Annotated in this window: 27 protein-coding genes; 13 read left to right on the forward strand and 14 right to left on the reverse strand. The window is 45.1% G+C overall.

Features of this window, described 5'->3' with window-relative positions:
- Positions 1-39 precede the first annotated feature (39 nt).
- From JGK22_RS05390 to JGK22_RS05400, 3 genes are all read left to right on the forward strand, one after another.
- On the forward strand, positions 40-690 hold the full coding sequence (locus tag JGK22_RS05390) for an ATP-binding protein (protein WP_293189639.1): 651 nt from the start codon (positions 40-42) through the stop codon (positions 688-690).
- Between the two features lie 287 nt (positions 691-977).
- Complete coding sequence (locus tag JGK22_RS05395) at positions 978-1,319, forward strand: DUF3593 domain-containing protein (RefSeq protein ID WP_293216321.1); 342 nt, start codon at positions 978-980, stop codon at positions 1,317-1,319.
- Positions 1,312-1,548, forward strand: a complete 237-nt coding sequence (locus tag JGK22_RS05400; RefSeq protein ID WP_293174868.1) for a hypothetical protein — start codon at positions 1,312-1,314, stop codon at positions 1,546-1,548. Before JGK22_RS05395 ends, JGK22_RS05400 begins: the two co-directional genes overlap by 8 nt.
- On the opposite strand, the gene JGK22_RS05405 is transcribed toward JGK22_RS05400, so the two are convergent.
- From JGK22_RS05405 to JGK22_RS05425, 5 genes are all read right to left on the reverse strand, one after another.
- Positions 1,525-3,243: an OB-fold nucleic acid binding domain-containing protein gene (locus tag JGK22_RS05405; RefSeq protein ID WP_293174865.1), complete on the reverse strand. Its 1,719-nt coding sequence runs from the start codon at positions 3,241-3,243 to the stop codon at positions 1,525-1,527. The genes JGK22_RS05400 and JGK22_RS05405 overlap by 24 nt on opposite strands.
- A gap of 285 nt (positions 3,244-3,528) precedes the next feature.
- Positions 3,529-4,014 carry a hypothetical protein gene (locus JGK22_RS05410; protein ID WP_293214161.1) on the reverse strand — a complete coding sequence of 162 codons (486 nt, stop codon included), beginning with the start codon at positions 4,012-4,014 and terminating at the stop codon, positions 3,529-3,531.
- Between the two features lies 1 nt (position 4,015).
- Positions 4,016-6,679: a DNA polymerase III subunit alpha gene (locus tag JGK22_RS05415; RefSeq protein WP_293174859.1), complete on the reverse strand. Its 2,664-nt coding sequence runs from the start codon at positions 6,677-6,679 to the stop codon at positions 4,016-4,018.
- A 212-nt stretch (positions 6,680-6,891) separates the two neighbouring features.
- Positions 6,892-7,311 (reverse strand): lysozyme inhibitor LprI family protein, encoded by a 420-nt coding sequence (locus JGK22_RS05420; protein ID WP_293174856.1) that lies wholly within the window; start codon positions 7,309-7,311, stop codon positions 6,892-6,894.
- A 62-nt stretch (positions 7,312-7,373) separates the two neighbouring features.
- Positions 7,374-7,682: a DUF2499 domain-containing protein gene (locus JGK22_RS05425; RefSeq protein ID WP_293174853.1), complete on the reverse strand. Its 309-nt coding sequence runs from the start codon at positions 7,680-7,682 to the stop codon at positions 7,374-7,376.
- A 324-nt stretch (positions 7,683-8,006) separates the two neighbouring features.
- Between JGK22_RS05425 and csaB the strand changes: the two genes are divergently transcribed.
- The 3 genes from csaB (at position 8,007) to trmB (ending at position 10,619) form a co-directional block, all read left to right on the forward strand.
- Positions 8,007-9,053 (forward strand): polysaccharide pyruvyl transferase CsaB, encoded by a 1,047-nt coding sequence (gene csaB / locus JGK22_RS05430; protein ID WP_293174850.1) that lies wholly within the window; start codon positions 8,007-8,009, stop codon positions 9,051-9,053.
- 101 nt (positions 9,054-9,154) lie between these two features.
- Positions 9,155-9,865 carry a Uma2 family endonuclease gene (locus JGK22_RS05435; protein WP_293174847.1) on the forward strand — a complete coding sequence of 237 codons (711 nt, stop codon included), beginning with the start codon at positions 9,155-9,157 and terminating at the stop codon, positions 9,863-9,865.
- A 121-nt stretch (positions 9,866-9,986) separates the two neighbouring features.
- On the forward strand, positions 9,987-10,619 hold the full coding sequence (trmB, locus tag JGK22_RS05440; protein WP_293174844.1) for a tRNA (guanosine(46)-N7)-methyltransferase TrmB: 633 nt from the start codon (positions 9,987-9,989) through the stop codon (positions 10,617-10,619).
- Between the two features lie 403 nt (positions 10,620-11,022).
- Here the strand turns inward: trmB and JGK22_RS05445 are convergent, their stop codons facing one another.
- The 4 genes from JGK22_RS05445 to JGK22_RS05460 form a co-directional block, all read right to left on the reverse strand.
- Complete coding sequence (locus JGK22_RS05445; protein ID WP_293175002.1) at positions 11,023-11,559, reverse strand: lipase family protein; 537 nt, start codon at positions 11,557-11,559, stop codon at positions 11,023-11,025.
- Between the two features lie 275 nt (positions 11,560-11,834).
- Positions 11,835-12,668 (reverse strand): Uma2 family endonuclease, encoded by an 834-nt coding sequence (locus tag JGK22_RS05450; RefSeq protein WP_293195737.1) that lies wholly within the window; start codon positions 12,666-12,668, stop codon positions 11,835-11,837.
- Between the two features lie 22 nt (positions 12,669-12,690).
- Positions 12,691-13,230 carry a hypothetical protein gene (locus tag JGK22_RS05455; protein ID WP_293195734.1) on the reverse strand — a complete coding sequence of 180 codons (540 nt, stop codon included), beginning with the start codon at positions 13,228-13,230 and terminating at the stop codon, positions 12,691-12,693.
- A gap of 183 nt (positions 13,231-13,413) precedes the next feature.
- On the reverse strand, positions 13,414-14,928 hold the full coding sequence (locus JGK22_RS05460; protein WP_293216327.1) for a phospholipid carrier-dependent glycosyltransferase: 1,515 nt from the start codon (positions 14,926-14,928) through the stop codon (positions 13,414-13,416).
- 87 nt (positions 14,929-15,015) lie between these two features.
- On the opposite strand from JGK22_RS05460, the gene JGK22_RS05465 reads away from it, so the two are divergent.
- Entirely contained in the window at positions 15,016-15,171 is a 156-nt protein-coding gene (locus JGK22_RS05465; RefSeq protein ID WP_293195730.1) for a hypothetical protein, read from the forward strand.
- Positions 15,172-15,207: 36 nt separating this feature from the next.
- On the forward strand, positions 15,208-18,027 hold the full coding sequence (locus tag JGK22_RS05470; protein ID WP_293312485.1) for a tetratricopeptide repeat protein: 2,820 nt from the start codon (positions 15,208-15,210) through the stop codon (positions 18,025-18,027).
- 167 nt (positions 18,028-18,194) lie between these two features.
- Here JGK22_RS05470 and JGK22_RS05475 read toward each other — a convergent pair whose 3' ends face one another.
- From JGK22_RS05475 to acsF, 3 genes are all read right to left on the reverse strand, one after another.
- A complete protein-coding gene (locus JGK22_RS05475) occupies positions 18,195-18,437 on the reverse strand; it encodes a hypothetical protein (protein WP_293174826.1) in 243 nt (80 codons plus the stop codon).
- A 58-nt stretch (positions 18,438-18,495) separates the two neighbouring features.
- Positions 18,496-19,098, reverse strand: a complete 603-nt coding sequence (locus JGK22_RS05480; protein ID WP_293202805.1) for a Uma2 family endonuclease — start codon at positions 19,096-19,098, stop codon at positions 18,496-18,498.
- Positions 19,099-19,202: 104 nt separating this feature from the next.
- Positions 19,203-20,276, reverse strand: coding sequence for a magnesium-protoporphyrin IX monomethyl ester (oxidative) cyclase (acsF, locus tag JGK22_RS05485; RefSeq protein WP_293189653.1), 1,074 nt, complete (start codon positions 20,274-20,276; stop codon positions 19,203-19,205).
- Between the two features lie 7 nt (positions 20,277-20,283).
- Between acsF and JGK22_RS05490 the strand changes: the two genes are divergently transcribed.
- The 3 genes from JGK22_RS05490 (at position 20,284) to rpmF (ending at position 21,685) form a co-directional block, all read left to right on the forward strand.
- Positions 20,284-20,553, forward strand: a complete 270-nt coding sequence (locus JGK22_RS05490; protein WP_293174817.1) for a hypothetical protein — start codon at positions 20,284-20,286, stop codon at positions 20,551-20,553.
- 112 nt (positions 20,554-20,665) lie between these two features.
- The gene (locus tag JGK22_RS05495; protein ID WP_293174814.1) at positions 20,666-21,142 is read left to right on the forward strand and encodes a TM2 domain-containing protein; all 477 of its coding nucleotides are present in this window, start codon (positions 20,666-20,668) and stop codon (positions 21,140-21,142) included.
- 369 nt (positions 21,143-21,511) lie between these two features.
- Positions 21,512-21,685: a 50S ribosomal protein L32 gene (gene rpmF / locus JGK22_RS05500; protein ID WP_006632406.1), complete on the forward strand. Its 174-nt coding sequence runs from the start codon at positions 21,512-21,514 to the stop codon at positions 21,683-21,685.
- 153 nt (positions 21,686-21,838) lie between these two features.
- Here rpmF and queA read toward each other — a convergent pair whose 3' ends face one another.
- Positions 21,839-22,969, reverse strand: a complete 1,131-nt coding sequence (queA, locus tag JGK22_RS05505; protein WP_293312548.1) for a tRNA preQ1(34) S-adenosylmethionine ribosyltransferase-isomerase QueA — start codon at positions 22,967-22,969, stop codon at positions 21,839-21,841.
- A 145-nt stretch (positions 22,970-23,114) separates the two neighbouring features.
- Here queA and JGK22_RS05510 point away from each other — a divergent pair, with 145 nt between their 5' ends.
- Positions 23,115-23,504: a hypothetical protein gene (locus JGK22_RS05510; protein ID WP_293154581.1), complete on the forward strand. Its 390-nt coding sequence runs from the start codon at positions 23,115-23,117 to the stop codon at positions 23,502-23,504.
- Between the two features lie 196 nt (positions 23,505-23,700).
- On the opposite strand, the gene JGK22_RS05515 is transcribed toward JGK22_RS05510, so the two are convergent.
- Positions 23,701-24,267: a YraN family protein gene (locus JGK22_RS05515; protein ID WP_293312487.1), complete on the reverse strand. Its 567-nt coding sequence runs from the start codon at positions 24,265-24,267 to the stop codon at positions 23,701-23,703.
- A gap of 12 nt (positions 24,268-24,279) precedes the next feature.
- Between JGK22_RS05515 and JGK22_RS05520 the strand changes: the two genes are divergently transcribed.
- Positions 24,280-24,801, forward strand: coding sequence for a pentapeptide repeat-containing protein (locus JGK22_RS05520; RefSeq protein WP_293312489.1), 522 nt, complete (start codon positions 24,280-24,282; stop codon positions 24,799-24,801).
- Positions 24,802-24,916: the final 115 nt, after the last annotated feature.

A 24,916-nucleotide genomic window follows, 5' to 3' on the forward strand; every position in this document is an offset into this window, starting at 1 on the left:
AAAATGGGTACAACTAATACTTTCAGACGAGGAAAATCAATGTCGAACAGCATAGATCAACTGGCAGAAGGCGGCAGAGGCATCAAACTCATGTGGCAGATTGCAGACGAGCTGAGTTACACCCGGACTCTTGACGGTCGAAATTGTTTGTCGCTGAGCAAAAGTTACGAAGTAGAAAGTCGCTCGCGATCGCAAAATATAAAAAAGGCTAGCGTTTTAGATGGGTTAATGAATTTGTTAAAGAAGTGGGATTGGCAAGATGACATTGAGCAGGAAGCAGAACTGAATGAAAGTTCTTTGAAAAACATCAGCCTGCAAGTCAACACAGATATGAATGCTTTAACTAAAGTTTTGGACTGGTTGGAGCAGTTGCAAGATGTATCGATCCCCAATGAGGTTTGGTTCCAATTACAGCTAGCTTTAGCTGAAGGTTTTACTAATGCAGTTCGTCACGCTCACAAAAATCTGCCCGCAGAAACTCCTATTCAACTGCAAATTACGGTATGTAGCGGACACTGGCAATTCAAACTTTGGGATTGTGGGCCGCGTTTTAATTTTGATGCTAAGCTCGAAGAAATTATCGCAACAGATAGAAAACGCTTTGCTGATTTAGAGGTTTTGAGCGATACTTGCTTGATACCTAGCAGACCGACAACTTTGGAAATGTCTCAGTTTCGGATTGCTGGGTAAAGTAACAATTAACAGACTGGCACGGTTGAAAATGTGTTATACTAATAACGGTGTTAGGGGAAGAGTTACGGGTTGTGTCTCCGCGCGGGTCAGGGGTTTTTAATACTAGCGACCTGCTGCGGAGAAGGTTAAAAGCTATGGGCTTGGGTGAGTCTCTAGCAGTTCGACAAAAATGGGTTCCTTTGTTAAATTAGACATGAAAAATTCACCACAAAAAGTTAAAATTTATTCACATTAATTTTTAATTTTTTAATCTATGATGGTATCTGGTCGCTCACCAAATACTAATGATTTCCAAAGAAAGTTTATTTGTGCTGTCTCTATTTCCCTACTTGGGTTTTCTCTGGTTTTTGACGAAATCTGGAAAAACTCCTCGTTTAGCTCTGATGGGATTTTACGGCACTCTCGTGTTTGTGGGTGTGACTATTCCCGCAGCAATTTATGCAAAAGTTGCCTACAATGAGTCGCTAGCAAATGTCGATTGGCTCCACGGTTCTGCGGAACTATTCTTGACACTTGCCAATATTTTAGTAGTTTTAGGCTTTCGGGAAGCGGTGATTAAAGCCAAAGCATCCTCACAGAATGGTGGCGAGGAGCAAGAATCTCTTGCAGACGGGGGAATTGATTAAGACTTTGAGCGGCCATTCTGACGCGGTGATTTCGGTGGCTATCAGTCCCGATCGCGAAACTATGGCTAGCGGCAGTCGAGATGGTACTGTTAAAGTCTGGAACTTGCAAACAGGCGAATGTTTGTGCAGCCTAGTTGGGTGCAATCCGGTGGCTTTTAGTCCTGACGGTCAAACTTTAGTCACCGGTGGGGATGGGGCCCAAATGTTAGTTTGGCAGGCGTTTGTTTAGTTGGGCGAGATAGCTGAGATACTGGGAAATGCGATCGACATCTGCGTCAAGCAAGCGATTGGCCCAAGAATATATCTTAAGTTGCGATCGCATTTCCCGAAATATTGCAGCATCCCCGCGACTGTCGAGAGGGAAAACCGAAGCATCAAATCCCGCCGACTTGAGACGGCTAACAGCGCCATCGCCATCTTGTACCCACAATTGACGCTTGATGCGAAGAGGTTGACAGCAATATTCACCGACAACGATTCCCCCCACCGAAACGCTAGCATCCTCTCCACGATTGGAAAGTTCTTGCAAAATAGCTTTCAGAGAATTGAGGTTTTTGACATCTTGCACCTGCGGCGGTGTAAACTTGACAATCACCATTTCTGTAACTTCCACTGGTTTAGTCGATCGTCCAAAGTTGACCGGTTGATTCGCCCAAGAATTTTGTATTTCCGATGGCGCCACCCAAGAATTTTGCGTTTCCGATGGCGCCACCCAAGAATTTTGTATTTCCGATGGCGCCACCCAAGAATTTTGTATTTCCGATGGCGCCGCCCAAGAATTTTGTGTTTCCGGTAGTGGGATCTCGATTTCCTCTGTAACCTCTGGTGTTTCTACAGGCTTTGCAGTATCTACAATTATCTGAATTTCCTCACCATCCTTCTCAATTTTCCCGCTAATCAGTAATACAGCATTCTCTATAATATGCGGTTTTAATTGTTCGTAAGCCTTCGGAAACACAACAGCTTTGATTTGATGTGTCAAATCTTCTAATTGCAAAATTGCCATCGCATCGCCTTTTTTCGTCACTACCAGTTTGATAGCGTTGAGCATGACAATAACCGATACTTTACCCTTTTTCTCGGCTAACTGTGCGAGAGTCACAACATCTGGATCTTGATTAGATTGAAGCAGAAACTTGAGGGGATGATCTGATACATAAAAACCCAGCAATTCTTTTTCTAAACGCAATTTTTCCTGTGTGTCAAAATCTTTCACAGTTTTTGATTTTGGCGCAGATTCATACTTATTCGCCGACTTCCCAAAGCTAGTATCTCCTAACAAGTCAAAGAGATTACCTTGACCAGTTTCTCGGTCTTTTTTGCGGTCTTGCGCCCATTTCATAACCCCTTCCAAGTCGTTTACTAATTGCTGGCGGTTGGGTGCGATTTTGTCAAAAGCACCACAGTGAATCAAGGCTTCTAGGGCGCGGCGGTTGACAGAATGTAGATTTACGCGATCGCACAAATCTGGTAAAGAATTAAAATCACCCCCTGACCTGCGCGCCTCCAAAATATTTTCAATAGCCCCCTCACCAACATTTTTAACCGCCGAAATTCCAAACAAAATTTTATGTTTTTCCGCCTTTGTCATCTCCATCGGCAATGGCGTAAAAGTAAGTTCAGAACCATTAATATCAGGTGGTTCAACATCAATCTTCAGCTTGATACAATTAGCAATATATCTCTGTACCTTCTCCTGGTCGCCTCTGTTAGCAGTCAGCAGTGCAGCCATGTATTCTACAGGAAAATTTGCTTTTAAATAAGCAGTTTGATAAGTGATATAGGCATAGGCCATTGAATGGGATTTATTAAAGCAATTAGATGCCACCAGACTATTTTCTAGTGTAAAATTATGATCTCTTTCAACGCCAATGTCATATACTTCTTGAGTTCCTAGTGATTTTCTACTAATGATTTTAACCATGTTTGTAACTCCTGAGAATATCTTCAATTTTAGTCTTTTTTCGTTGTAAACCTAATCTGGGATACTGATACACAAAATCATAGAATGCTTGTATATTTTTCCGACTAAATATTCTCCAATAATAAACTTTTTTAAATTGATGCTCTTGTACAGAACCCATGCCTAAGTGCCTTGTTAGTTCGCAGGGAAATTTAAAGGAACTAACAATGCAGACTAAACCGCCACTCCTACCTTTGTTTGCATAAGCACAACCGTCACCATCAAAGTACCCTAACACATAAGACGCTAAATATTTGGAGTTAGGAAAATAGGTAACTTCTGAAAAGTCCTTCCTGTTATGATGCCGTAGCCCTGTAAAGAGCTTGCCAGTTTTTCAGAAGAAAAATTTATTCGGTAGTGAGGAGCATAATTTTGAGGCTGAACAATTCTAATTTCACCAGAGTATTGTAGCTCTATGCTGAGCATTTCTGTGAGTTCTTTGTCAATTGATTCAAAAGCTACATAATTAGTTTGAGTAACGCAGCCATCAGCAGCTAGCAATCCTAACAAATAGGCTTTAGCTTGAGAGTCAATTATATCAAAATAGCTTTCATTTAAAGTATAGCGGTTTCGTCGCTTAGTATTAATGTCAGCTTCTTTTAAAACTCTTGAAACTGCTCTCTCGCTTACCCCAAGGTAGTTAGGGATTTCTCGACACTCCATGCCTTGGTTAAAAGCTAAAATGATTTGTTCCTTGTGTTCTGATTTTAGTTTCCTATAGTCTATATACATTTTATAGATGTGAGCTAGAGTTGATTTGTTTTAAGTCTAATCCTTTTTCAAATATTTCGTCAATAGGTAGCATTTGACCGTCAAAAGTCATAAACTTGTGATCTTTTGTCGCGCGAATTATCGAGCCATCTTCCAGACAATACTCAAAGACCTCCTGCTGACCTCGGCGATGCCACTGTGCAATTGGCTGTGTATAAATATGGCCATTATTATCAACACTGTAAACGGTACATTCAATTTCTTCCTCGACAATTTTACCAATAGCCATCGGCCCATATTCCATAGTCAATATCTTCGTGTCATAGCTCAAACAATATTCCGCGAATTGAAGCATCTGTCCGAACAACTCTTCGGCAACTCTTTGAGCGACACCATTCTTAGTTGCGCCATCAATAAATGTTTCCTTTTGCTTCTGCATTTCATCAGCCTTCTTCTTGCCCATTGCGCGGCGCAGCAAGTCAGCTTGACCTAAAGAATAGCCCGCCAAATCTTGAGCCATCCGCATAATTTGCTCTTGGAAACAAAGCGTTCCATAAGTCTCTTTTAAAATCGGTTCTAACAGCGGATGGTCGTATTTAACGACTTCTCTACCATGTTTGCGATCGATAAATTGTGGAATCAAACCAGCATCCAGCGGGCCGGGACGATAAAGCGCCAGAATAGAAGAAATATCATCCAGACAAGAAGGTTTGATTTTTTTTACTACATCCAGCATCCCAGAAGATTCTAGCTGAAAAATACCTTCTAAATCTCCTTTTTCTAATAGTTGATAAGTCTTTGCTACATCACCGGGTAACTTGTTGTTCCTAGTAAATGTCTCTTGAGCTCTGCGTTCTATGTCAGAAGGTAAGCCTTCAGCATTGATAGTTATATCTTGAGTTTGCTTAACATAATCAACAGTTTTTTGGAGAGTCGTTAAATTTTTGAGTCCCAGAAAGTCCATTTTGAGTAACCCCAAAAATTCCAAGTCTTCCATAAAATATTGGGTGATTACAGCACCATTTTCATTTTTTTGCAGGGGCACAATTTCATCAAGGGGGATGGAAGAAATCACCACACCGGCGGCATGAACACCATAGGTTTTGTTAGTTCCTTCAATGCGAATTGCCATGTCAATCCACTGACGCACTGGGACTTCGGTGCCAGTTTCGGCATTAGTACAAATAGTATTTTCGTAGTTGGTTTTAAATTCCTGTGCCGGTGTTGCATCGGAAATCATTACTTTGAGTTTTTCCGGTTTCCCCCGCGATACTGGAATCATTTTCGCCATCTCATCGGCTTTTTTGTAGGGAATACCTAAAACTCTGGCAACATCTTTCAAAACAGCTTTTGATGTCATCCTGTTGAAGGTAATAATTTGCGCTACGCGGTCTGTACCATATTTGTCTGTAACATATTTAATCATATCGTCCCGTCTTTCGATGCAGAAATCGCTATCAATATCTGGCATCGATTTGCGTTCGGGATTGAGAAATCTCTCGAATAGCAATCCGTGGTGTACCGGGTCTATGTTGGTAATATTGAGGACATAAGCAACTAAAGAACCTGCCGCAGAACCACGTCCTGGCCCGACGGGAATATTGTTGTCTCTAGCATATTTCATGTAGTCCCAAACCACTAAAAAATATTCAGAGAAACCCATCTGCTGAATCATTTTTAGCTCATATTCTAGTCTTTGTTTGTAGACTGGGGGGATTTCATTTCTGGTACGGGCTTTGAGTCTTTCTAATAATCCTAGCCAAGATATTTCTTCTACATAGGTATCGGCGGTATGTTCTGGGGGAATTGGGATTGTGGGAATCCGAGCTTCTCCTGTTAGATCGTATCTTGATACTTTGTTTGCTACTTCTAGGGTGGTTTCGATCGCCTCTTCGATCGTTTCATCATCCAAATGGTCTCGAAATAGTTGCGCCATCTCCATAGCAGACTTCAGATATTCTGTGCCGCTGTAGCGCATCCGCTTTTCTTCTTCAATCAGTTTGTTGGTGTTGATGCACAACAAAGCATCGTGAGCTTCTACGTCGTTGCAGGAAATATAGTGAGAATCATTGGTGGCAATTATTTTAATATTGAATTCGCGGGCAATTTTGACGATTTCAACATTAACCATGCGGTCTTCTTGGGAACCGTGGTCTTGAATTTCTATATAATAGTCTTCTCCAAATACTTCTTTATACCATTTGGCAACTTCGCGGGCAGTATCTAGCTTGTTTTGCAGAATCATTTGGGGAACTTCGCCACCCAAACAAGCGCTGGTAACAATGAGACCTTCGGAGTATTGTTTGAGGAGTTCTTTGTTGATGCAAGGACGGGCAAAAATACCTCTTTCGGGCATTCCTTTTAAATGGGAAATTGTGGTAAGTTTTACTAAGTTTTTATAACCTTGCGTATTTTTAGCTAAGACAACTTGATGGTATTTTCTTCTACCTCGAACTTTGACTTCGATGTCGCCGTTGACGACGTACATTTCATTGCCAATGATGGGCTTGATATTTTTATTTCGACAAACTTTGATTAGCTCGATCGCACCATACATCACGCCGTGGTCTGTAAGGGCGATCGCGGGCATCCCCAATTCCACCGCCCGTTCAGCTAGCTGCTGTAGCTGAGATGCCCCGTCTAGCAGGCTGTAATCGCTGTGAATGTGCAAACCAACGAAAGACATAGCGATTTTATATTGTAGATTTTAGATTTTAAATCTTACACCATTGGCGTGTCAAAGGATAAAATAAAAAACAAAGCTTATTATCACTTTTAAGATAATTTAGGGTGGGGGGTATGACACCATAATACATCAGTTTGCTGTGGTATGGATGATAGAATGGGTAAGTTGTTGTCGATCGCGATGGCTACGCCCTGGCTTACGCCTACGCACTTTTACAAACTTGCTTGTTCCAAATAACCCTCCAAATCTTTAATACGTTCTTTTGTGACTCTGGCTCTGCAATAACCGTAGATAGAAGGAGCCACGCTACCACCCTCAAAGTAACCTGCTTCATAATCGCAAGATTCATCTCTAAACTTGAGCCAACTTCGCTGTGCGACTATCAATCTCTGCTTTTGTTTGCTGTTGAGTTTTGGTTGAAGTTGCTGATATACTTGATTGAGTTTTTTGTCTGCTGCCTGAAACTCTTGGCTGGAACACACATTCTGATCCAGTGTCGTTTGAGGACTTTTACAGTTAGGTTGTTGGGCGAGTATTAAGGATGTATTACTAGCTTGACTGGGAAGTAAAGATGTGGCTGTCAATAACAGTGAACTAGCTGCCAATGTTGTCCAAACAATGCTATTTTTCAAGGATTTTTCTCCTTAGTTTGTTAGTAATGACTGATTTCCTATCAACTATCAACTGTCAACTGTCAACTGTCAACTGACTGCTGAGCCGATCGCCAAATCCACCAAGCAGCCGCCCACAGAGTAAAATTACCGATGACAGTCATCGCAGCTTGCAGGGTAACAATCCATTCTAGGGCTGGGGAGTTGTCGAAAAAGTGCCACGTACAGGCGCACATAGCGCTGACAAGGGCGGGCAGCATTCCGACAGAAAGGCCCCACCAAGCTCGGTTTTTAGTGACTTCGCCGTAAGTCCAAATTAACCAGATGGCGGCAATCCACTCGACGACACTAGAGACATGAATAATCCAGGTTGGAATTGACAAAGCGTGCATTTTTTGTATTGTGAAGGAAGATGTGTGACAGTTGGCAGTTGGCAGTTGGCAGTTGGCAGTTGACAGTTGGCAGTTGACAGTTCACCGTTACATTAGTGCTGTCCGCCGCTCGCTAACTTCGTGATTTGACAACTTGCCTGGTCGCTTAGAAAAGGGTTGACATTTACACCATTTATGGTAGCAGGTTTGCGGTGCTATTCATGAAGTTATTTGTGCGAAGAGCGATCGGGCGGTTGCGATATTTTGTTGTTTTAAAAAAGAATCTTTTGGTAACAATAATTAGGTATTGTAATAGTTATATTCGATTCCAAACAAAGAGTAGAAATGCGAGCAATTTTGTGCGGCTATTATGGTAAAGGCAACGGTGGCGACGAGGCGCTGTTGGCTTCGCTACTGCAAATGTTACCAGATGGGGTGACGCCGATCGTCCTTTCTGGCAATCCCGTCGAGACAAATCAGCGGTACGGAGTAGCTGCGCGCGATCGCATGAATGCGTTTGGTGTCCTCGATACACTCCGCAGCGCTGACGCCCTAATCTGGGGTGGCGGTAGTTTAATCCAAGACAGTACCAGCCTTGTCAGCCCTTTTTACTATGGTGGCTTGATGGGATTAGCGCAGCAGATGGGCTTAAAAACTGTTGCTTGGGCCCAGGGAATTGGCCCTTTAAATCGTGAGATTACTCGTAAATTATCTCAGCGGTGTTTTGGTGGATGCACAGCCGTCAGCGTGCGCGATAAAGGCTCAGCTACCATACTTGCAGATTGGCAAATTCCCTTTACATTAGCGCCCGATCCAGTGTGGGCTTTGGAAAATTCCCCCGTCTCCGGTTTGTGGGATTTGCCGTCGCCGAGAGTTGCGGTTTGTTTGCGATCGCACTCTACACTAACACCCGCCCGTTTGTCAATCCTAACTCAAGCTTTAGTTGACTTTCAAAAAGCCACTCGCACCTTAATTTTGCTGCTGCCTTTCCAAGCTTCCCACGACTTAGAAATTGCCAAACATTTGCACGAAGCGCTGCCGAAAAGGAGCCGCATCCTGAGTTTAGACGATCCGAGAAAGTTGAAAGGAGTGTTCCGGGGAGTCGAAATGGCGATCGGGATGCGCTACCACAGTTTAATTATGGCAGCATCCGAAGAATGTCGCTGTTTTGCCCTCAGCTACGATCCCAAAGTCAGCCAATTGATGGACGAGTTAGAAATGCCGGGATACTTATTATCAGAATTGCCCGAAGATCCCTATTTAATCAGCAAAACCTGGATGGATCACTATGCCAACGGCGCCGCACTATCGCCAGACAGGATAAAATTTATTGTAGGGCGATCGCTCTTTCATAAGGAAGTATTGCAAACCGCACTCCAGCAGTCTCAGTAAACAGTTGATAGTTGACAGTTGACAGTTGACAGTTTACCTGGAACAGCACAGTTTTGATGGCGGGGAGGCTGAATCTATTTTTTGCTAAGAGGTAAAATATTATGACAGTAAGTACAGCCGACATAAAAATTACCTGGGAAAAATTGCCAGACGATTTCATCTTAGACGAGGAACCAGTGGAAAATATCGACCAACCATTACTCGCCGCCGCCCTGCGCGAAATCCTAGAAATTGCCGGACTATTGTTAGAGGGAATCTTAGTTGCGCCGAATATGTGTGTGTGCGCGACATTAAACGACAAGCTAGTTACCAAAGCGCCAGATTGGTTTTATGCCCGCAACGTACAACCGCTTGCTGCCCCCGAAATTCGCCGCAGTTACACCCCAAACTTAGAAGGAGAAATCCCGGATATCGCGCTGGAGTTTTTATCAGCTAATCAGTACGACGAATATTCAAGTAAACCAACTTTTCCCCCGGGAAAATGGTTTTTTTACGAGCAAATGCTGCGAGTACCAATCTATGGTATTTTTGAGCCTGCGGCAGGATTGCTAGAAGTGTATCGGTTGAATTCATCAGGAAGATATGAAGCACAGCAGCCGGATGCAAACAATCATTATTGGATAGAAGGAGTTGGGTTATTTCTAGGCGTTTGGCAGGGAACAAAGGCTGAAAGAACCGGATATTGGTTGCGCTGGTGGGATGAAAGCGGACAGATGTTATTGTGGGGTGCAGAGATGGTGGAAAGGGAAAGACAGCGAGCCGATCGACTAGCCGCACAATTAAGAGCAGCAGGCATTGAACCAGAAGCTTGATACAATAATTAGAAATGAAAAATCCTAAGACAGCGATTTTTCATTTCTAAAAATATCTGCGTTAATCAACGTTAATCTGCCCGCATCAGCGGTTAAAAATTACATTCAGGAGACAGCAAAATTGGCAAGAGTTAGAGTTCGGGAACACGTAAATCCCCTATCGATGAGATATCAAACATCCGCCAGTCCCCCAGATTGGACGAAAATATATAGCGACTTAAATTTGCCACTGCATTTAGATATCGGCTGCGCCAGAGGCAGGTTTTTGTGGCATATGGCGCAAGCACAAGCTGATTGGAATTTTCTCGGATTAGAAATTCGGGAACCTCTGGTAGACGAGGCAAATCTTTGGCGGGACGAAAAAGGCTTGACAAATCTGCACTATTTGTTTTGTAATGCGAATAGTTCTCTCAAGCCTATTTTAGAAACACTTCCCGCTGGTACTTTGCAGCGAGTTAGCATTCAATTTCCCGATCCGTGGTTCAAGAAAAAGCACCACAAGCGGCGGGTGGTACAGCAGGAATTAGTCGGCGAGTTGGCGACTTATCTGGCTGTTGGCGGCGAAGTGTTTATTCAATCGGATATTGAGGAAGTAGAAGTCGAAATGTGCGATCGCTTTTCATCTCATCCTAGCTTTAAACGCACAAATAACGGTGAATGGTTAGCAGAAAATCCCATGCCTGTAGCCACTGAAAGAGAAATTGCTACTCTCAAACGCGGGGAACCAGTTTATCGCGCAGTGTTTCAAACATAAAACGTATTGTTTCACCAATAAAGCCCGCCGAATTAATTGCGATGTTTCACAAATAAAGCCCGCCGAATAGAATTCGGGGCTACACAAACAATGTCCGCGGAGGTGGACTGAAGATAAGAGTATCAATAAAAGCTGATTTGGTGTTTGAGATCGTATCAAATTCATTAAAAATTACATTAAACCTCTTGCAAAAATCCTTTTAACCAAATTTTGGGACGGGCTAGAAGCCCATCCCACAAGAAAAAAGATTGTTGTGGGATGGCTTTGAGCATCGTCCTAACTATTTTTGCAAGAGGTCTATTTTATACTATTTCTTTAAATTGGCATTTATCTCTTTTATTGAGTCCGTGGAGGCGGACATTGTTTGTATAGGCGCGAATTCTATTCGCCCGGATTATTCTGTTTATTTTAACCCGGAATTTGGGGAGGTTCGGGGTTTGTTGGTTTCGACTTGTTTGTCGATCGCACTTCTGTAACTATCCACCACATGATTCGGCATCACATCCCCATTAGGCGCCAAAAAAGCCCACTCCTCACCCACGTGCACATATTCAGTCTTAAAGAACACCGTAAAAGGCACCAGCGTAATAGCATCCGCCAAATTTACCACTCGATAGCTGTTCGGTACAACTCGATTGTGCTCCCTCGCAAACACCGGATCGCCCACCCTCGGACTGCCATAAGTATACAACTGCACCTGCTTTTTCAACCGAGGAACATTCACCGCAATGTCGATCGCAGCCAAAGTCGCGATCGCAGCACCCAAACTGTGGCCCGATAGATAGCAAGGAACCGACGGATTCAGCTTTTTGGCAATGTCCAGCGTTTGAGTGGCAATATTGCTGTAGATGGTTGAAAAACCGGGATGAATTGTACCGTAGGACTTACTGAAAACCTTACTTTCTTTTGTAGCGTAGGCAGGTAATTTTTGCTGGAATATACTTGGTCATACACTAACTCTAAATATCAATATAGCGGTTCTCAAAAAAGTCAGGTACGTTGTTGGGCTTTAGCCCTCTTATGTGTATAATATAGTAACCGAAGTCGCATGAAAAAATTCATTTATAGTCATACCTCATCTTTCGCTCGAAAGGCTATATCAAAAAACGGGTTTTTTACCTAATCTGCTGGCTGCAATCTAATGATTTTAATAAAAAACCCAGTTTCTCACCTCGTCCTTAATTGCTACTTTCCCACTGTCAACAAAGGTTTCCCTCATAATTGAGGTTCAATTCCAGCCGATCGCAATTGAGCGCGCAATTGCTCTAATTCTTCTTGAGCGCGATCGGCCCTTTGCCGTTCTTGTTCAGCCCTTTGCCGTTCTTGTTCAGCCCTTTGCCGTTCTTGTTCAGCCCTTTGCCGTTCTTGTTCAACTCTTTCAAAGCCCGTTAACAGCAAATTCCCTTCACTATCCCACCAGCGCAGCCAAGGTAACTCAACATTTTGATACCTTCCCTGCCAAATTCCCAATTCCACTCCTAACGGTGGAATTGGATAATGACCGCGATCGTTTGCCGGAAGTAAATGATAGCTACGGCCTACTAAATGGTAAACTTCGACACTCGCCTTAGTCACCTCATAAATCCCGTAAAATTCCGGACGGATGACATTTTCGTAAATCCAGAATTTGCCAGGTTTAGTTTCCTGTTGACCAGTTCGCAACAAAGGCGTTCTATCTCGTTCTTCTGCACCATTTCCCGACACAAATTCTAACACAATTAATGGTGCTAAAAACTCTTGCCACATCACATAAGAACGACGCACTTGACCGTCAAATGTTGGCGGGACATTTGGCACGTAAAACCAATCCGGTGCTTCCGCACCACGCTCTAGTGGCTCAGTCAATCGCCAATAAATCCCGCTATCTTGACCGATACAGTAATCAGCATCTGGATGAATGCTTTGGAGGATCGGAGTAATAGAATCAGTTAACAGAATGCTTTGGGGATGTTCTTGAAAGTTTTTCACAAAAGTGCCGTCGGATTCTGGTAGCTGAGTGTGATCCGGCCAACCTGCGGGGTTGTTTTCTACATCTAGGGAGAATTTCATGGTTTTATTTTGGTGACAGGTATTAATGAATAAAGTCTTTAATTTTTTCCTGAAACTCCTCTTGACTTATATTACCATTTATCAAGTCATCAGTGAGAGATTTAATCGGATTTTCTGTTACTTGAGCTGGAAAGGCGATCGCCCCAATATTCGCCTCAAACAAAGCCGCCCCTTCCGGTTGAGAACTATCGAAAACTTCCTTGAGTTCCGCTGCATTCATTTGGCGGCCGCTAGCATAATAAAGGTGAGTCGCCTTTCCCACCCTCCAAGTCAGTGCAAACAGCGACGAAGCCACCGCAAAACCGCCCACAAACGGCACAAACAAACCCAAACCATACATCGATATCCAAGCCATAAACGCTACCCAAAAAGAACCCAAACCCCCGAACAGATTGCCTCCGATCGCCAGCGCATCTTGACCTTTTGGATAGCCCCATTTTGCCCCAATATCCCGCATCATTTTTAATAGCAACACGCTCGCCACCAGTAGCGTCACCGTCATACTTCCCGGCAGCGGGTTGAGTCCCAAAATAGCAGATCCAATGGCATAATCTATAATCAAGTCGCGGATTTATTTGTTGATTTCGACAAGATTGGGCGATCGGGCGATCGCTTCCATTTCCTCTGAGGTTTTTGGAGAGTTTTTAGACATAAGATTTCGTCTTTATGAAAATCTATAAAAACTCTTGTGGGGCAGGCAAGATGCCTGCCCTATACAGGCTTTTATGGAGAGATATATTCTAATCTAAACCCAAGACGGAAGCCACATCCTAATTTTCCATTCTATTTGTGACAAAGGCAATCCCAAATAGAGAGGCATCCAGAAAATAAAAGCACCCAAAACCAGAAAAATAATTGTTACCCCCATCCCTCGGAGGCGGGTTTGTGGGCTGTGCAGCCACCTGTCAGTCCACCAAGCAAGTCCTAAAGCTGCAAACACAGAACAGCCCATATAATGGTACAAAAATACGCAGCGAGTCACCTTCACCCAAGGCAGCAAATTAGCCACCCAATTAACTATTAAATACAGCGCCATCCACATTTCAGTAGTCGGCGGAAACAAAATCGGCCGCTGCTGTTCGATCGCCTCAACCGAAGCCACCCGGCGCGTTTCCCTCCACACTAAAACCCGGTGAACCAAAACTCCTATTACTAGCAGTAAAGCTAAAGTTGACAGCCACCAAAGCAAAGGATTTCCCATCGCGTGAACATCAAGAATTACCGGGTTTACACCGCTGGGTAAAGGCGGCAAAACTGGATCGGATTGTGCGTTGCTGCTAATACTTTTGTAGAAGTAGACTATCGGGCGCAGCATCAAAGGCCAACTGTACCACGCCGAACAGTAAGGATGCACGTCAGGCCCGCTTTTAATCCGCTGGTGATAAGTCAAAATTTCCGTTTGCATCTGCCAAAAGTTGGGAGTTGGATTGAGATGCAGGTGAGGAATCCAGGAGATGCTGTAAACTAAAACAGGAATCACAGCTAGACTCAAAATTACTTCTAAGAATTTGAGTTGAGTCAGTCTTTGTACGGGACTTTCGGGCGGCAGGAGAGCAGGATTTACCTCGGCACTCTGTTCTTCATCTCCTCGGTTTCCTTGGATTAAACGCACTACCCAAGCGCAGATTAAAATTAGATACGTACCGAATAGAAACCACAGCCCATTCCATTTGATAGCAGCAGAAGCACCGAAACCTATTCCTGCTAGCACCAGCCAAAGCCACCGCTTTTTGCCTTCTGATTCTACGGATTTTAAAATAAATAGTTGTCCTAAGATTCCGAACAAAACTAGATAAATGTTGTTGAGCGCGTAGCGAGATTCAACTAAAAATAAACCGTCGCAGGCGATAAAGAAAGCAGCCAGAAAAGCAAAGGTGTGGCGTCGCACTAGCTGATAAGCCAGAGCTCCGACAACTAGGGGAATAAAGGAGCCTGTGAGAGCATTTAGCCAGCGGTAATCCCAAGGGGAAAGCGTTGAGCCGGCTAGACCGTTGACGGCTGTTTTGCCGAAGGGGAGGTGAGTGCCGATCGCAATCCCGATCGCAATTATGTACTGACTCAGCGGCGGGTGAGCGTTGAAAAAAGGTGTTTTAGTGAGATAATCGTTGGCAAACTTCGCGTAATAAACCTCGTCAAATACGAAAGCGTTAAATCGCTCCAGTTCCCAAAAGCGCAGAATCCAAGAAAATAGGAACACACCGAGCATTCCTAGACCAAAAACAAGAGTGGATCTGTTGAATTGTTTTTTGTTGAGTTGCATAAAATAACCGAAAATAGTAGATGCTAGATTTGGGGGCGATCGCTAATTTTAAAATAATCAGTTGAAAAGAGCGTAAAAATTACTATTATGACTTTTAACATTCGCTGCTACAAACCCGATGCAGGCAATAATGCTTGTCACGTGGGGCGATCGGCGGTAGCGACTATTGTTTCACAATATGCTGCCTATGTAATTGGCACCCAGGCAGGAAAAACGCATATGACAATGTGCGATCGACTATGATACCGGTTAACAAGGTCTTGTTTAAGGCGGGTGTTTATGAATCTCAGGCTGTGGGTTTGGGGGATAGCTGTAGGTGCAAGTATCCTCCTAGGAGTTCCAGCGGTGGCGGCACCCAGTGCGATGCAAATTAGTCAAGGGGTATCGCAGCAGGGAGGGGGAAACACTGCTGCTGCGGCTGAAAAATCCTTGAAAGAAGGGCTCCAACTGTACCAGCAAGGGACGGCGGAATCTTTAAAAGGTGCGATCGCCAAGTTTGAAGAAGCATTAAAACTGTATCGAGAAGCGGGCGATCGCGGTGGAGAAGCTGTCACCCTCAACAACATCGGCAAAGTCTACTCAGATTTGGGAGAGAAACAGAAAGCGCTAGAGTATTACAGCCAGTCTCTTCCACTGAGTCGGGCCGTAGGCGATCCCTCTCTAGAAGCTATTACCCTCACCAACATCGGCTTAGTCTACTCAGATTTGGGAGAAAAAAAGAAAGCGCTAGAGTATTACATTCAGGCCCTTCCCCTGAGTCGGGCAGTAGGCAATCGCTTAGAGGAAGCCCGCACCCTCAACAACATTGGCTTAGTCTACTCAGAATTGGGAGAAAAACAGAAAGCACTAGAATATTTCAGCCAGTCCCTTCCCCTGAGTCGGGCCGTGGGCGATCGCACTATTGAAGCTACCACCCTCAACAACATTGGCTTAGTCTACTCAGATTTGGGTCAGAAGCAGAAAGCGCTAGAGTATTACAGCCAATCTCTTCCGCTGAGACGGGCTGTGGGCGACGCTCAAGGGGAAGCTACCACCCTCAACAACATCGGCGGTGTCTACTCAGAATTGGGAGAAAAACAGAAAGCACTAGAATATTTAAGCCAGTCCCTTCCGCTGAGTCGGGCCGTAGGCGATCGCTCTCTAGAAGCTACGACCCTCAACAACATTGGCTTAGTCTACGATGATTTGGGAGAAAAAAAGAAAGCGCTAGAGTATTACATTCAGGCCCTTCCCCTGAGTCGGGCAGTAGGCGATCGCGGTGGGGAAGCTACCACCCTCAACAACATCGGCGGTGTCTACTCAGATTTGGGAGAGAAGCAGAAAGCCCTAGAGTATTTGAGCCAGTCCCTTCCGCTGAGACGGGCAGTGGGCGATCGCAGTGGGGAAGCTGTCACCCTTTACAACATTGCTTATGCCAAACGCGATCAAAGCAATCTCACTGAAGCCCTCACTGACATTGAAACCTCCCTCAAAATCATCGAAAGCCTTCGCACCAAAGTTGCTAGCCCAGAACTCCGCACCTCATACTTTGCCACCGTACAAAACTATTACCAGTTCTACATTGACCTGTTAATGCAACTGCACAAAACCCAACCCAAATCTGGTTACAATACCAAAGCCTTTGAAGCCAGCGAACGTTCCCGCGCCCGCAGCCTCCTCGAACTTTTGCAAGAAGCAAACGCCGATATTCGTCAAGGTGTCGCCCCAGAATTATTGCAGCGAGAACGCAGTTTACAACAGCAACTCGATGCCCTTGAAAAACGACGAATCGAAGTTCTAAATCGCCCCAACCACACTCCCGCCCAAGAAGCAGAATTAGAACAACAGCGGCAAACTTTAATCACACAATATCAGGACATTCAAACCCAAATCCGCACCACCAGCCCCCGGTACGCCGCCCTCACCCAACCGCAACCCCTAACTCTTTCACAGATTCAACAACAAATCCTCGACGAGAATACAATTTTACTCCAGTATTCTTTAGGAAAAGACCGCAGCTATCTCTGGGCTGTGACGAAAACCAGCATTACCAGTTATGAATTACCAAAAGCTGCCGAAATCGAGACAACTGCCAAAAACTTTCGTGCTGCTGTCACTGATCCGCGCTACCGAGACATCCCCAATCGAGTCGCTGAAGCTAACAACGCCCTCAGTCAAATTATTTTACAGCCCGTTGCTGCCCAACTCGGTCAAAAACGCCTGCTGATTGTTGGCGATGGTGTTTTGAATTATCTTCCCTTTGCCGCCCTTTCGCTCCCCGGAAAATCCGGTGAAAATGGGAATCCGCCTTTAATAGTAAACCATGAAATGGTGCTGTTGCCTTCCGCTTCCACCTTGGGAATCTTAAGACAAAACTATAGCGACAGACAACCCCCTACTCGGACTTTAGCAATTCTCGCCGATCCAGTTTTTAGCGGTAACGACGAACGAATTAAAAATTCTTCTTCTGCCACCACTGAGCAAGCGGTAGAATCAGCAAATCCCGGTTTGAGTCGCTCCCGAGGCAACAATAACGTACAGTTTGACCGTTTAAAATTCACTCGCCAAGAAGCTCAAATCATTCAAGCCTTAGTTCCTGCCAATTCTCGCACCGAATCTTTGGATTTTGCAGCCAGTCGCGCCACAGCCACCAGCCCGAATTTAAGCCAATATAAAATCATTCATTTTGCCACCCACGGTTTCGCGAATAGCACTAACCCGGAATTATCAGGAATCCTCATGTCCTTAGTAGACGAAAATGGCAAACCCTTAAACGGATTCCTGCGGCTTACGGATATTTTCAATCTCAAATTAGCAGCAGAATTAGTAGTTTTAAGTGCCTGTCAAACCGGATTGGGGCAGAACATTCAAGGCGAAGGCATGGTGGGATTGACGAGAGGATTTATGTATGCTGGGGCGAAGCGAGTGGTGGTGAGTTTGTGGAGTGTGGATGATGAAGGAACCTCGAAGTTAATGTCGAGTTTCTATCAGGGAATGCTGAAAAAAGGGTTAACGCCAGCAGCAGCTTTAAGGGCGGCGCAATTGGAAATGTTGCAGCAGAAACAGTGGCAGTCTCCCTATTATTGGGCTGCGTTTACGCTTCAGGGTGAATGGCGGTAAACAGTTGACAGTTGACAGTTGACAGTTGACAGCGGGGTTTTAAAACCCTGAATTTTGATAAAGTTGATGAAAAATCAGCATCAATTTAGTACGAAAAACCAGAGACGTAGGGTGCGTCGCCACTAATAATTCTCGCCCTCAACCAGGATGCCAGTGAGCGACGCACCCTACAATTTATAACCGGGATTAATAACGACGTAGAGTGCGTCGCCACGAATAATTCTCGCCCTCAACCAGGCTGCCAGTGAGCGACGCACCCTACAATTTATAACTGTCATCAAAGTTATCCAGTTGTGTGCATCTGCTTTGTAGTCTACAAAAGAGTTGCGTCTTCCCGATCGCATATTACCAGAAAGAATTGGTTGAAAGCCGGAACCCCTTGAGGGAGAAATTAAAATCAGACTATTCATTACTCCAATCCTCTTCCTTCTAGGTAGAGGTGGCTCTCAAACTGTCAACTGTCAACTGTCAACTGTCAACTGTTGAATCACCCTTCATCTCAAAATTAACTCCTTGGTAAAGTTCGCTCAATTGAATTTGAAATTCGATCGCACTTAATGTCATAACTTCATCAGCCGTTGTATATTCTGTTAATACCCATTTATTTTCTGAATTTTTAGCAAATTGTTCGATATAACATTTATATTGGTCGATCGTAATATATTCTCGAAGACTGGGGATCGATCGATAATACTGAAATTTATCGCCTCGATCGTAATTTTTGGTTGAATTTGACAAAACCTCAACAACCAGCACCGGATTAGTTACCGTAGTCGTACCGCTGCCCTCATAAGCAGGCTCTCCAGAAATCACCATGACATCGGGATAAGTGTAAAGGCGATATTGCGATATCCACAAACGCACGTCACCCATATACACGCGATAGTTCGGCCTTCCCAAAGTCAATTTAAAGCGGGCATAAAAATTACCTGCGATTTCATTGTGATTCGTTGTTCCACCTGTCATTGGCACTATTTCTCCATCACGGTATTCACTTTTAAACTCCGCAGCTTCTTCTAATTGCAGATATTCTTCGGGAGTGCAGTAGCGTTTTTCTGTTTGTACAACCATAATATCCTCAGAGCGACGCGCATCAAAATGAGACTAACATTATACCAAAAAAAAGCGGCTCTGCCATCGCAGAACCGCCGTAACAGAGGATCGGAAATCAAAACTTAACGGACTGCACCCTCAACAGAAGGCGACTCGATTGTCTTCATGAAGTACAGTTTCACCAACTGCCAACCGTTGGACAAATACAGAGGCAATTTTTGGAACAATTGCAAAACTTTCGGAGTTTTAGACTCAACAATCGCGGTTAATTGCTGATTGTTTTTGAGGCAAACATCCAACCGTTCATAAAATTCTGGATTGTTTACGTCGAGCATGACGGGGAAAACGCGGCCTGCTGTTTCGTTGGTTTTTTTGATCACTTCAATGTCGTATTCGCGAGCATCGAGTCCGAGCGATCGATAAAAACCACCGCGCTGGATATCATTGAGATACATTGTCGCAAATACCGACAGCAAGAAGAAACGGCACCACAGCTTAGCGCGCCAATCATTCAACATCTGAGGCTGAGCTCTCATCACCGCATCGAAGAAATCTCCGTGGCGGTTTTCATCCTGACACCAATTTTCAAAGAATCGGAAAATCGGATAAATCTGATCTTCAGGATGGGCTTTCAAGTGCTGATAAATCGTGATGTAGCGCCAATAACCGATTTTTTCGGATAAGTAAGTGGCGTAGAAAATAAACTTCGGCTTGAAGAATGTGTAACTGCGGCTCTTTGTCAAGAAACCCAAATCTAGGGACAAACCAAAGTCCGACAGCGCTTTATTCAGGAATCCGGCGTGCCGCGCTTCATCGCGGGACATGAGCAAGAAACCTTCGGCGAGTACCGGATTTTTGTCCTTGAGTTTGCGTGCCAATTCTTTGTAGAGCAAGAAGCCGGAAAACTCAGCGGTGCAAGAGCGTTCGAGGAATTCAATAAACAACTTCCGCTTTTCGCCGTCGATGTGTTCCCAGGATTGATCGAACTCGGCATCCCGCACGAAGTGGGTTTTGTTGTAGTCAACGCGGAACTCTTTGATAATTGCTTCGAGTTCGGCTTCGTTTACCGAGATGTCCATTTTGGCCATCTCGTCAAAGTCTGTTGTGTAAAATCTCGGTGTGAGAATAGTTTCTTTGGCTGGGGTTTTCGCTTCTTGCTGCTGGGCAAAAGCGGGTTTTTTGAGCGAATCTACCATATGTTTATTGGATTTTTTGCTTATAATTGCTCGCTTGTTTGAGGTTTCGGGTACTGCGGGCGATCGCCCTTGTATCTCCGACCAGCGCTGTGCGGCGCACTTTGGCGCTCTCTGTGGAATTCAGGTCAAAGCTGCTGAAATTTCCACGCCCTCCAGTTTACCAAGCTCTCGACCCGGAAAGATGTTGCTGGCGTTAAGAATTGCTACGCACAATTACTTATGGGCTTTGAAACAGAAGGGATTCGGGAACAAAATTCTGCCTGTTGTCAATTTATAGGATACAGCATAAATAAATTCCCGTGTCAAGCTTTTGAAACACCCGATCGCCAACCACAAAATATATATTGAGGGAGCGCAATAGTTAAATAACCAGGCAGGACGGGCATAAAATGAGCAATTTAGGTGTTAGTTACCTTTTATGGGCAGCTTGTTTTTTCGGCCCATTCGGACTCCACCGCCTCTACAACGGCAAGATTGGCACGGGTTTGCTGTGGCTGTGTACCTTTGGGTTATTTGGGTTCGGGCAATTGTTTGACTTGCTACTTCTGCCGCAGATGGTGGACGAGCACAATGCCACTATCAGGGGCAAACTCGGGGTATCTCCCCAAGGTATACCGCTATCTTCCACCAGTGGGGCGATCGCCTCGACATACCAGAAGCCAACCCCGGAACAGTTAGGGATTAAACTCCTCAAGGCAGCTTATACCAAAAACGCCAGATTATCTGTCACTCAAGGGGTGATGGCAACCGGCGCTACTTTTGCCGAAGTGGAAGAGGCTTTCACGGCAATGCTCAAAACCGGTTATGTCAGCATCGAGAACGACCCAGTTAGTGGCGTCGTGATGTACTATTTTCACGAGCTTTAAGGAATGAGAATTAAATAACTTACAATTTTAATGATTGTGGGATGGGCGTCCCGCCCGTCCCTTATAGACGGGCGGGACGCCCATCCCACTTTTAAGAGTCTAAGTTATTAAATTTTCGTTCCTAAGCTGGAGTGGGTGCGTCAGTTGGGGGATTTGGCGTGTTGTTGGAGAAGCTAATCGCTGACGCACCCTACTACTTGTCACAGAGAAATGTAGGGTGCGTCAGTTGGCGGATTTTATGTGTTGTTCGACAAGCTAGTCGCTGACGCACCCTACTACTGGATATTGCTTGTTGTGGTTTGTCGAGCCAGCGAGGCAAAATCGGCTAGAATGTTTGTTTGTCTATACAACCAGAAAGTATTTAGCGTCATGGCAGTCCCTAAGAAGAAAACCTCCAAATCCAAGAAGAATATGCGTAAAGCCACATGGAAGCGCAAAGCTGTAGTGGCAGCTCAGAAAGCTCTGTCTCTCGGCAAATCAGTTCTGACTGGGCGTTCCAACAGCTTCGTGTATCCCGGTAATGAAGAAGAGGAGGAAGAATAAATAGATTAAAAATTAACAATTGGCATTTCTGATATTTTGCACCATTCTCGGTTAACAGGCTTTGCCGGCTGTTGGAGAACACATATATTTTCTTGTGGGGTGGCCACTTTGGGCCGCCCTAAAAGAAAGTTTGAGAATGGTGCCAGATATGAGTTAATCGTTCCTTGCCTCCGGTAAAATGAGCATGGCATCGCCAAACGAATAAAATCGGTACTGATTCTCGATCGCCTCTCGGTACAAATCCAACAGCCGAGGCCTTCCAATCATCGCGCTTACCATCATCATCAAAGTAGAGCGCGGCAAATGAAAATTGGTAATTATCCCGTCTACAACCCTCCACTTGTAACCCGGATAAATAAACAAATTTGTCTGGCCGCAAAAAGGCTGCAACGAAAAATCTTCGCTCGCCGCCGCAGCTCCCTCTAAAGCTCTCACTGCTGTCGTACCCACAGCAAAGATCCGCCCGCCTCGGGCTTGAGTTTCGCGGATTTTCTCGACAGTGGAGGCCGATACTTCCACCCATTCGCCGTGCATTTTGTGAGTCGTCACGTCTGCAACCTCCACCGGGCGAAACGTTCCTACTCCCACATGGAGGGTGACAAAAGTTTTTTCGATTCCCCGCTCTTCCAAGCGGCTGAACAATTCTTCGGTGAAGTGCAACCCTGCTGTCGGAGCCGCCACCGCCCCGAGCTTTTCGGCATAAACAGTCTGGTACTGTTCCGGCGCAGCTTGGGAATTTTCGATGTAGGGCGGCAGAGGTACGTGGCCGTATTCGTCCAAAAACTTCGCCAGAGTCGCATCTCTAGGGATGTCAAACTCTAACAGCCGTCCCCCAGTTTGCTCGTCCCTGTCTATAACTGTCGCAGTCAATCGACGATCGACTGCCACAGCCTGGGGAAGGCAACAGCAAGGCCCTTCCGCAGAGTCATCACAGGAGGCGGGCTCAAACTCAATTTTGGCTCCCAACTTTAAGCGTTTCCCCGGTTTCACCAAAGCCAGCCAGCAGTTGTGCTGGCGTTCTTCCATCAACAATATCTCCACAGCCGGGCCGTTCGGTTTGTGCCCGTAGAGCCTCGCTGGCAGAACACGGGTGTTGTTAAGTACCAGCAAGTCTCCGGGTTCGAGCAAATCCGGCAAATCGTGGAAAATCCGGTGTTGGTGGCTGCTGGCAGAATCTACAACCAGCAAGCGAGAACTGTCCCTCGGCACTACCGGATTTTGGGCAATGCACGAGGGCGGAAGTTCGTAGTCATAAGCGTCCAAAGACCAGTCAATCTCTGTCATCGGGTGAATTCCTGTCAAAAATCTGTCAACTCGGTAACAAATTGGGTAAAAACCCCCATCCCAAGTCGGGTGCTTTTCCCCTTGTGGTGGCGGGTATAGCCCGCGACGATAGAGGTGTAGCATCAGCTTTGCTCGAAGGATAGTTATGGAATACCTCTACTACATCGCTAATACTAGCCTCACTCTGAGAGTCGTGGATTACCTACGCACGGCTAGTCATCTTCCTTTGCAATTTATCACTGTTATTCACCAAATTGACGGCTGGGTCGTGAAGGTGAAAATGAGCCAATATTTGACTCCAGAAATGCACGGGGATTTTCGGGCTTTTATGAACGAAGTCGGGATTCCTTACGATCCTGAAATTCGCTTGCAAATGGCACTGTGGAGCTTGGAAACGGGACAGTCGCCGCTGAGCGTGATGCGCCGCTACCAGGTGGCCGTGGTTTGTCACGGAAGCCCAGACCGCAAAGAAATTGAAGCGTTTCGCCAGCAGTTTGTCAAGGGTCTGGGATATTGCCCGGAAACTTTGGCCTAGACTGGGAAGCAGATAAATTGCCTGCGATCGCAGAGTCCGAGCGGGAGAAGGCAAGAGGGGCAGAGGAGTTAACGCTTTTTCCATGTCCGTTAAAGATGAAGAAACCAATGGGCCATAGTCAAGGCAAGTTAACAATTAAAAATTACCAAGCGGTATTACTTTTTAATTTTAGCCTGTAATTTTTAATTTGACATTTCTAATCACTAAAAGCCGATCGAATGTATTCTTGCAGGGTAAGCCGGTAGTTTCCGGCAAGGGCGGATTGAGAGTTCGCTGTCGTTGGTGGTAATATTTGCTTGGTCTTTTGCCGCGAAGGCTCGCACCTGACTAAGGCGACATCGAACCGACAAGAATTATTTGCTAAATCTGGACGAGTGCTTAAAAATATTTCGGCGGTTTGCCAAAGTTTGGCTTGTTTCGTGGCACTAACAGCAAGCATCCCGCCAGCATCCCAATTTCCACGACGGCGAGTTTTCACCTCTACAAAGGCTAATGTTGGGAATTGGCGATCGGAAATGCCTGGTTTTTTGGCGCCCTCTTCATCTCTTCCGAGGGCGATGATGTCAATCTCTCCCCAGCGACAGTGGTACTGACGGTGCAGGATTTCCCAACCTTGCTGCTCTAACCACTCGGCGACTAAGTTTTCTCCCAACGTGCCTAGATCCCGAGAGTTTGTCGGTTGGGGAGAGTTGGAGGCGGCGGGAACCACCGAAGAGGAGCGCTTTCTGGTAGAATTCAATTCTGAACTGTCATTGCTGCCCATTAGCTTTAACTTATGAATTCTGGAATTCGCCAACGTCGCAAAAATATTTATACTTTCTTGCTGAGTTTTGTTATTTTAGCAGTAATTGCCGCTGGGGCGATCGCGATTAATCCCGCACCTGCTTTCGCCTTGGATCGCGACAAAGAAATCCTAGTTGGCGCTGATTTTAGCGGACAAGTTTTGACTAACGACAGTTTTAATAAAGCCAATCTTCGCAACAGCAATTTTACCAATGCAGATTTAGGAGGCGTAAGTCTGTTTGGCGCCAATATGGAAGAGGCAAATTTTGAAGGCGCTAATTTAAGGGGTGCGACTTTGGATTTGGCTCGCATGATGAAAGCTAATTTAACTAATGCTATCCTTGAGGGTGCTTTTGCTTACAATACCAGACTGGAAGGAGCTGTGATTGACGGTGCTGATTTTACTGAGACTCTCCTCCGAGACGATATGATCGAAAAGCTTTGTAAGGTTGCCAAAGGTACTAATCCGGTGACTGGTAGAGAGACTCGCGAAACTCTGTTTTGTGATTATTAAAAGATATAGCGGTTCTCAGAAAGATGAGGTATGTTGTTGGGCTTCAGCCCTCTTGGTTTCAGTGGTTATATAACCTGTCAGTCATACCTCACCTTTTTGAGAAAGGCTATAAGAC

This window comes from Microcoleus sp. PH2017_08_TRC_O_A (genome assembly GCF_020738665.1).
Lineage (GTDB): Bacteria > Cyanobacteriota > Cyanobacteriia > Cyanobacteriales > Microcoleaceae > Microcoleus.

Bases quoted from the DNA above. Each gene is read 5' to 3' on its own strand.
- JGK22_RS05390 (WP_293189639.1), top strand. From the start codon at position 40: ATGTCGAACAGCATAGATCAACTGGCAGAAGGCGGCAGAGGCATCAAA.
- JGK22_RS05395 (WP_293216321.1), top strand. From the start codon at position 978: ATGATTTCCAAAGAAAGTTTATTTGTGCTGTCTCTATTTCCCTACTTG.
- JGK22_RS05405 (WP_293174865.1), bottom strand. From the start codon at position 3,243: ATGGTTAAAATCATTAGTAGAAAATCACTAGGAACTCAAGAAGTATAT.
- JGK22_RS05410 (WP_293214161.1), bottom strand. From the start codon at position 4,014: ATGTATATAGACTATAGGAAACTAAAATCAGAACACAAGGAACAAATC.
- JGK22_RS05415 (WP_293174859.1), bottom strand. From the start codon at position 6,679: ATGTCTTTCGTTGGTTTGCACATTCACAGCGATTACAGCCTGCTAGAC.
- JGK22_RS05425 (WP_293174853.1), bottom strand. From the start codon at position 7,682: ATGCACGCTTTGTCAATTCCAACCTGGATTATTCATGTCTCTAGTGTC.
- csaB (WP_293174850.1), top strand. From the start codon at position 8,007: ATGCGAGCAATTTTGTGCGGCTATTATGGTAAAGGCAACGGTGGCGAC.
- JGK22_RS05435 (WP_293174847.1), top strand. From the start codon at position 9,155: ATGACAGTAAGTACAGCCGACATAAAAATTACCTGGGAAAAATTGCCA.
- JGK22_RS05450 (WP_293195737.1), bottom strand. From the start codon at position 12,668: ATGAAATTCTCCCTAGATGTAGAAAACAACCCCGCAGGTTGGCCGGAT.
- JGK22_RS05460 (WP_293216327.1), bottom strand. From the start codon at position 14,928: ATGCAACTCAACAAAAAACAATTCAACAGATCCACTCTTGTTTTTGGT.
- JGK22_RS05465 (WP_293195730.1), top strand. From the start codon at position 15,016: ATGACTTTTAACATTCGCTGCTACAAACCCGATGCAGGCAATAATGCT.
- JGK22_RS05470 (WP_293312485.1), top strand. From the start codon at position 15,208: ATGAATCTCAGGCTGTGGGTTTGGGGGATAGCTGTAGGTGCAAGTATC.
- JGK22_RS05475 (WP_293174826.1), bottom strand. From the start codon at position 18,437: ATGAATAGTCTGATTTTAATTTCTCCCTCAAGGGGTTCCGGCTTTCAA.
- JGK22_RS05480 (WP_293202805.1), bottom strand. From the start codon at position 19,098: ATGGTTGTACAAACAGAAAAACGCTACTGCACTCCCGAAGAATATCTG.
- acsF (WP_293189653.1), bottom strand. From the start codon at position 20,276: ATGGTAGATTCGCTCAAAAAACCCGCTTTTGCCCAGCAGCAAGAAGCG.
- JGK22_RS05495 (WP_293174814.1), top strand. From the start codon at position 20,666: ATGAGCAATTTAGGTGTTAGTTACCTTTTATGGGCAGCTTGTTTTTTC.
- rpmF (WP_006632406.1), top strand. From the start codon at position 21,512: ATGGCAGTCCCTAAGAAGAAAACCTCCAAATCCAAGAAGAATATGCGT.
- queA (WP_293312548.1), bottom strand. From the start codon at position 22,969: ATGACAGAGATTGACTGGTCTTTGGACGCTTATGACTACGAACTTCCG.
- JGK22_RS05510 (WP_293154581.1), top strand. From the start codon at position 23,115: ATGGAATACCTCTACTACATCGCTAATACTAGCCTCACTCTGAGAGTC.
- JGK22_RS05515 (WP_293312487.1), bottom strand. From the start codon at position 24,267: ATGGGCAGCAATGACAGTTCAGAATTGAATTCTACCAGAAAGCGCTCC.
- JGK22_RS05520 (WP_293312489.1), top strand. From the start codon at position 24,280: ATGAATTCTGGAATTCGCCAACGTCGCAAAAATATTTATACTTTCTTG.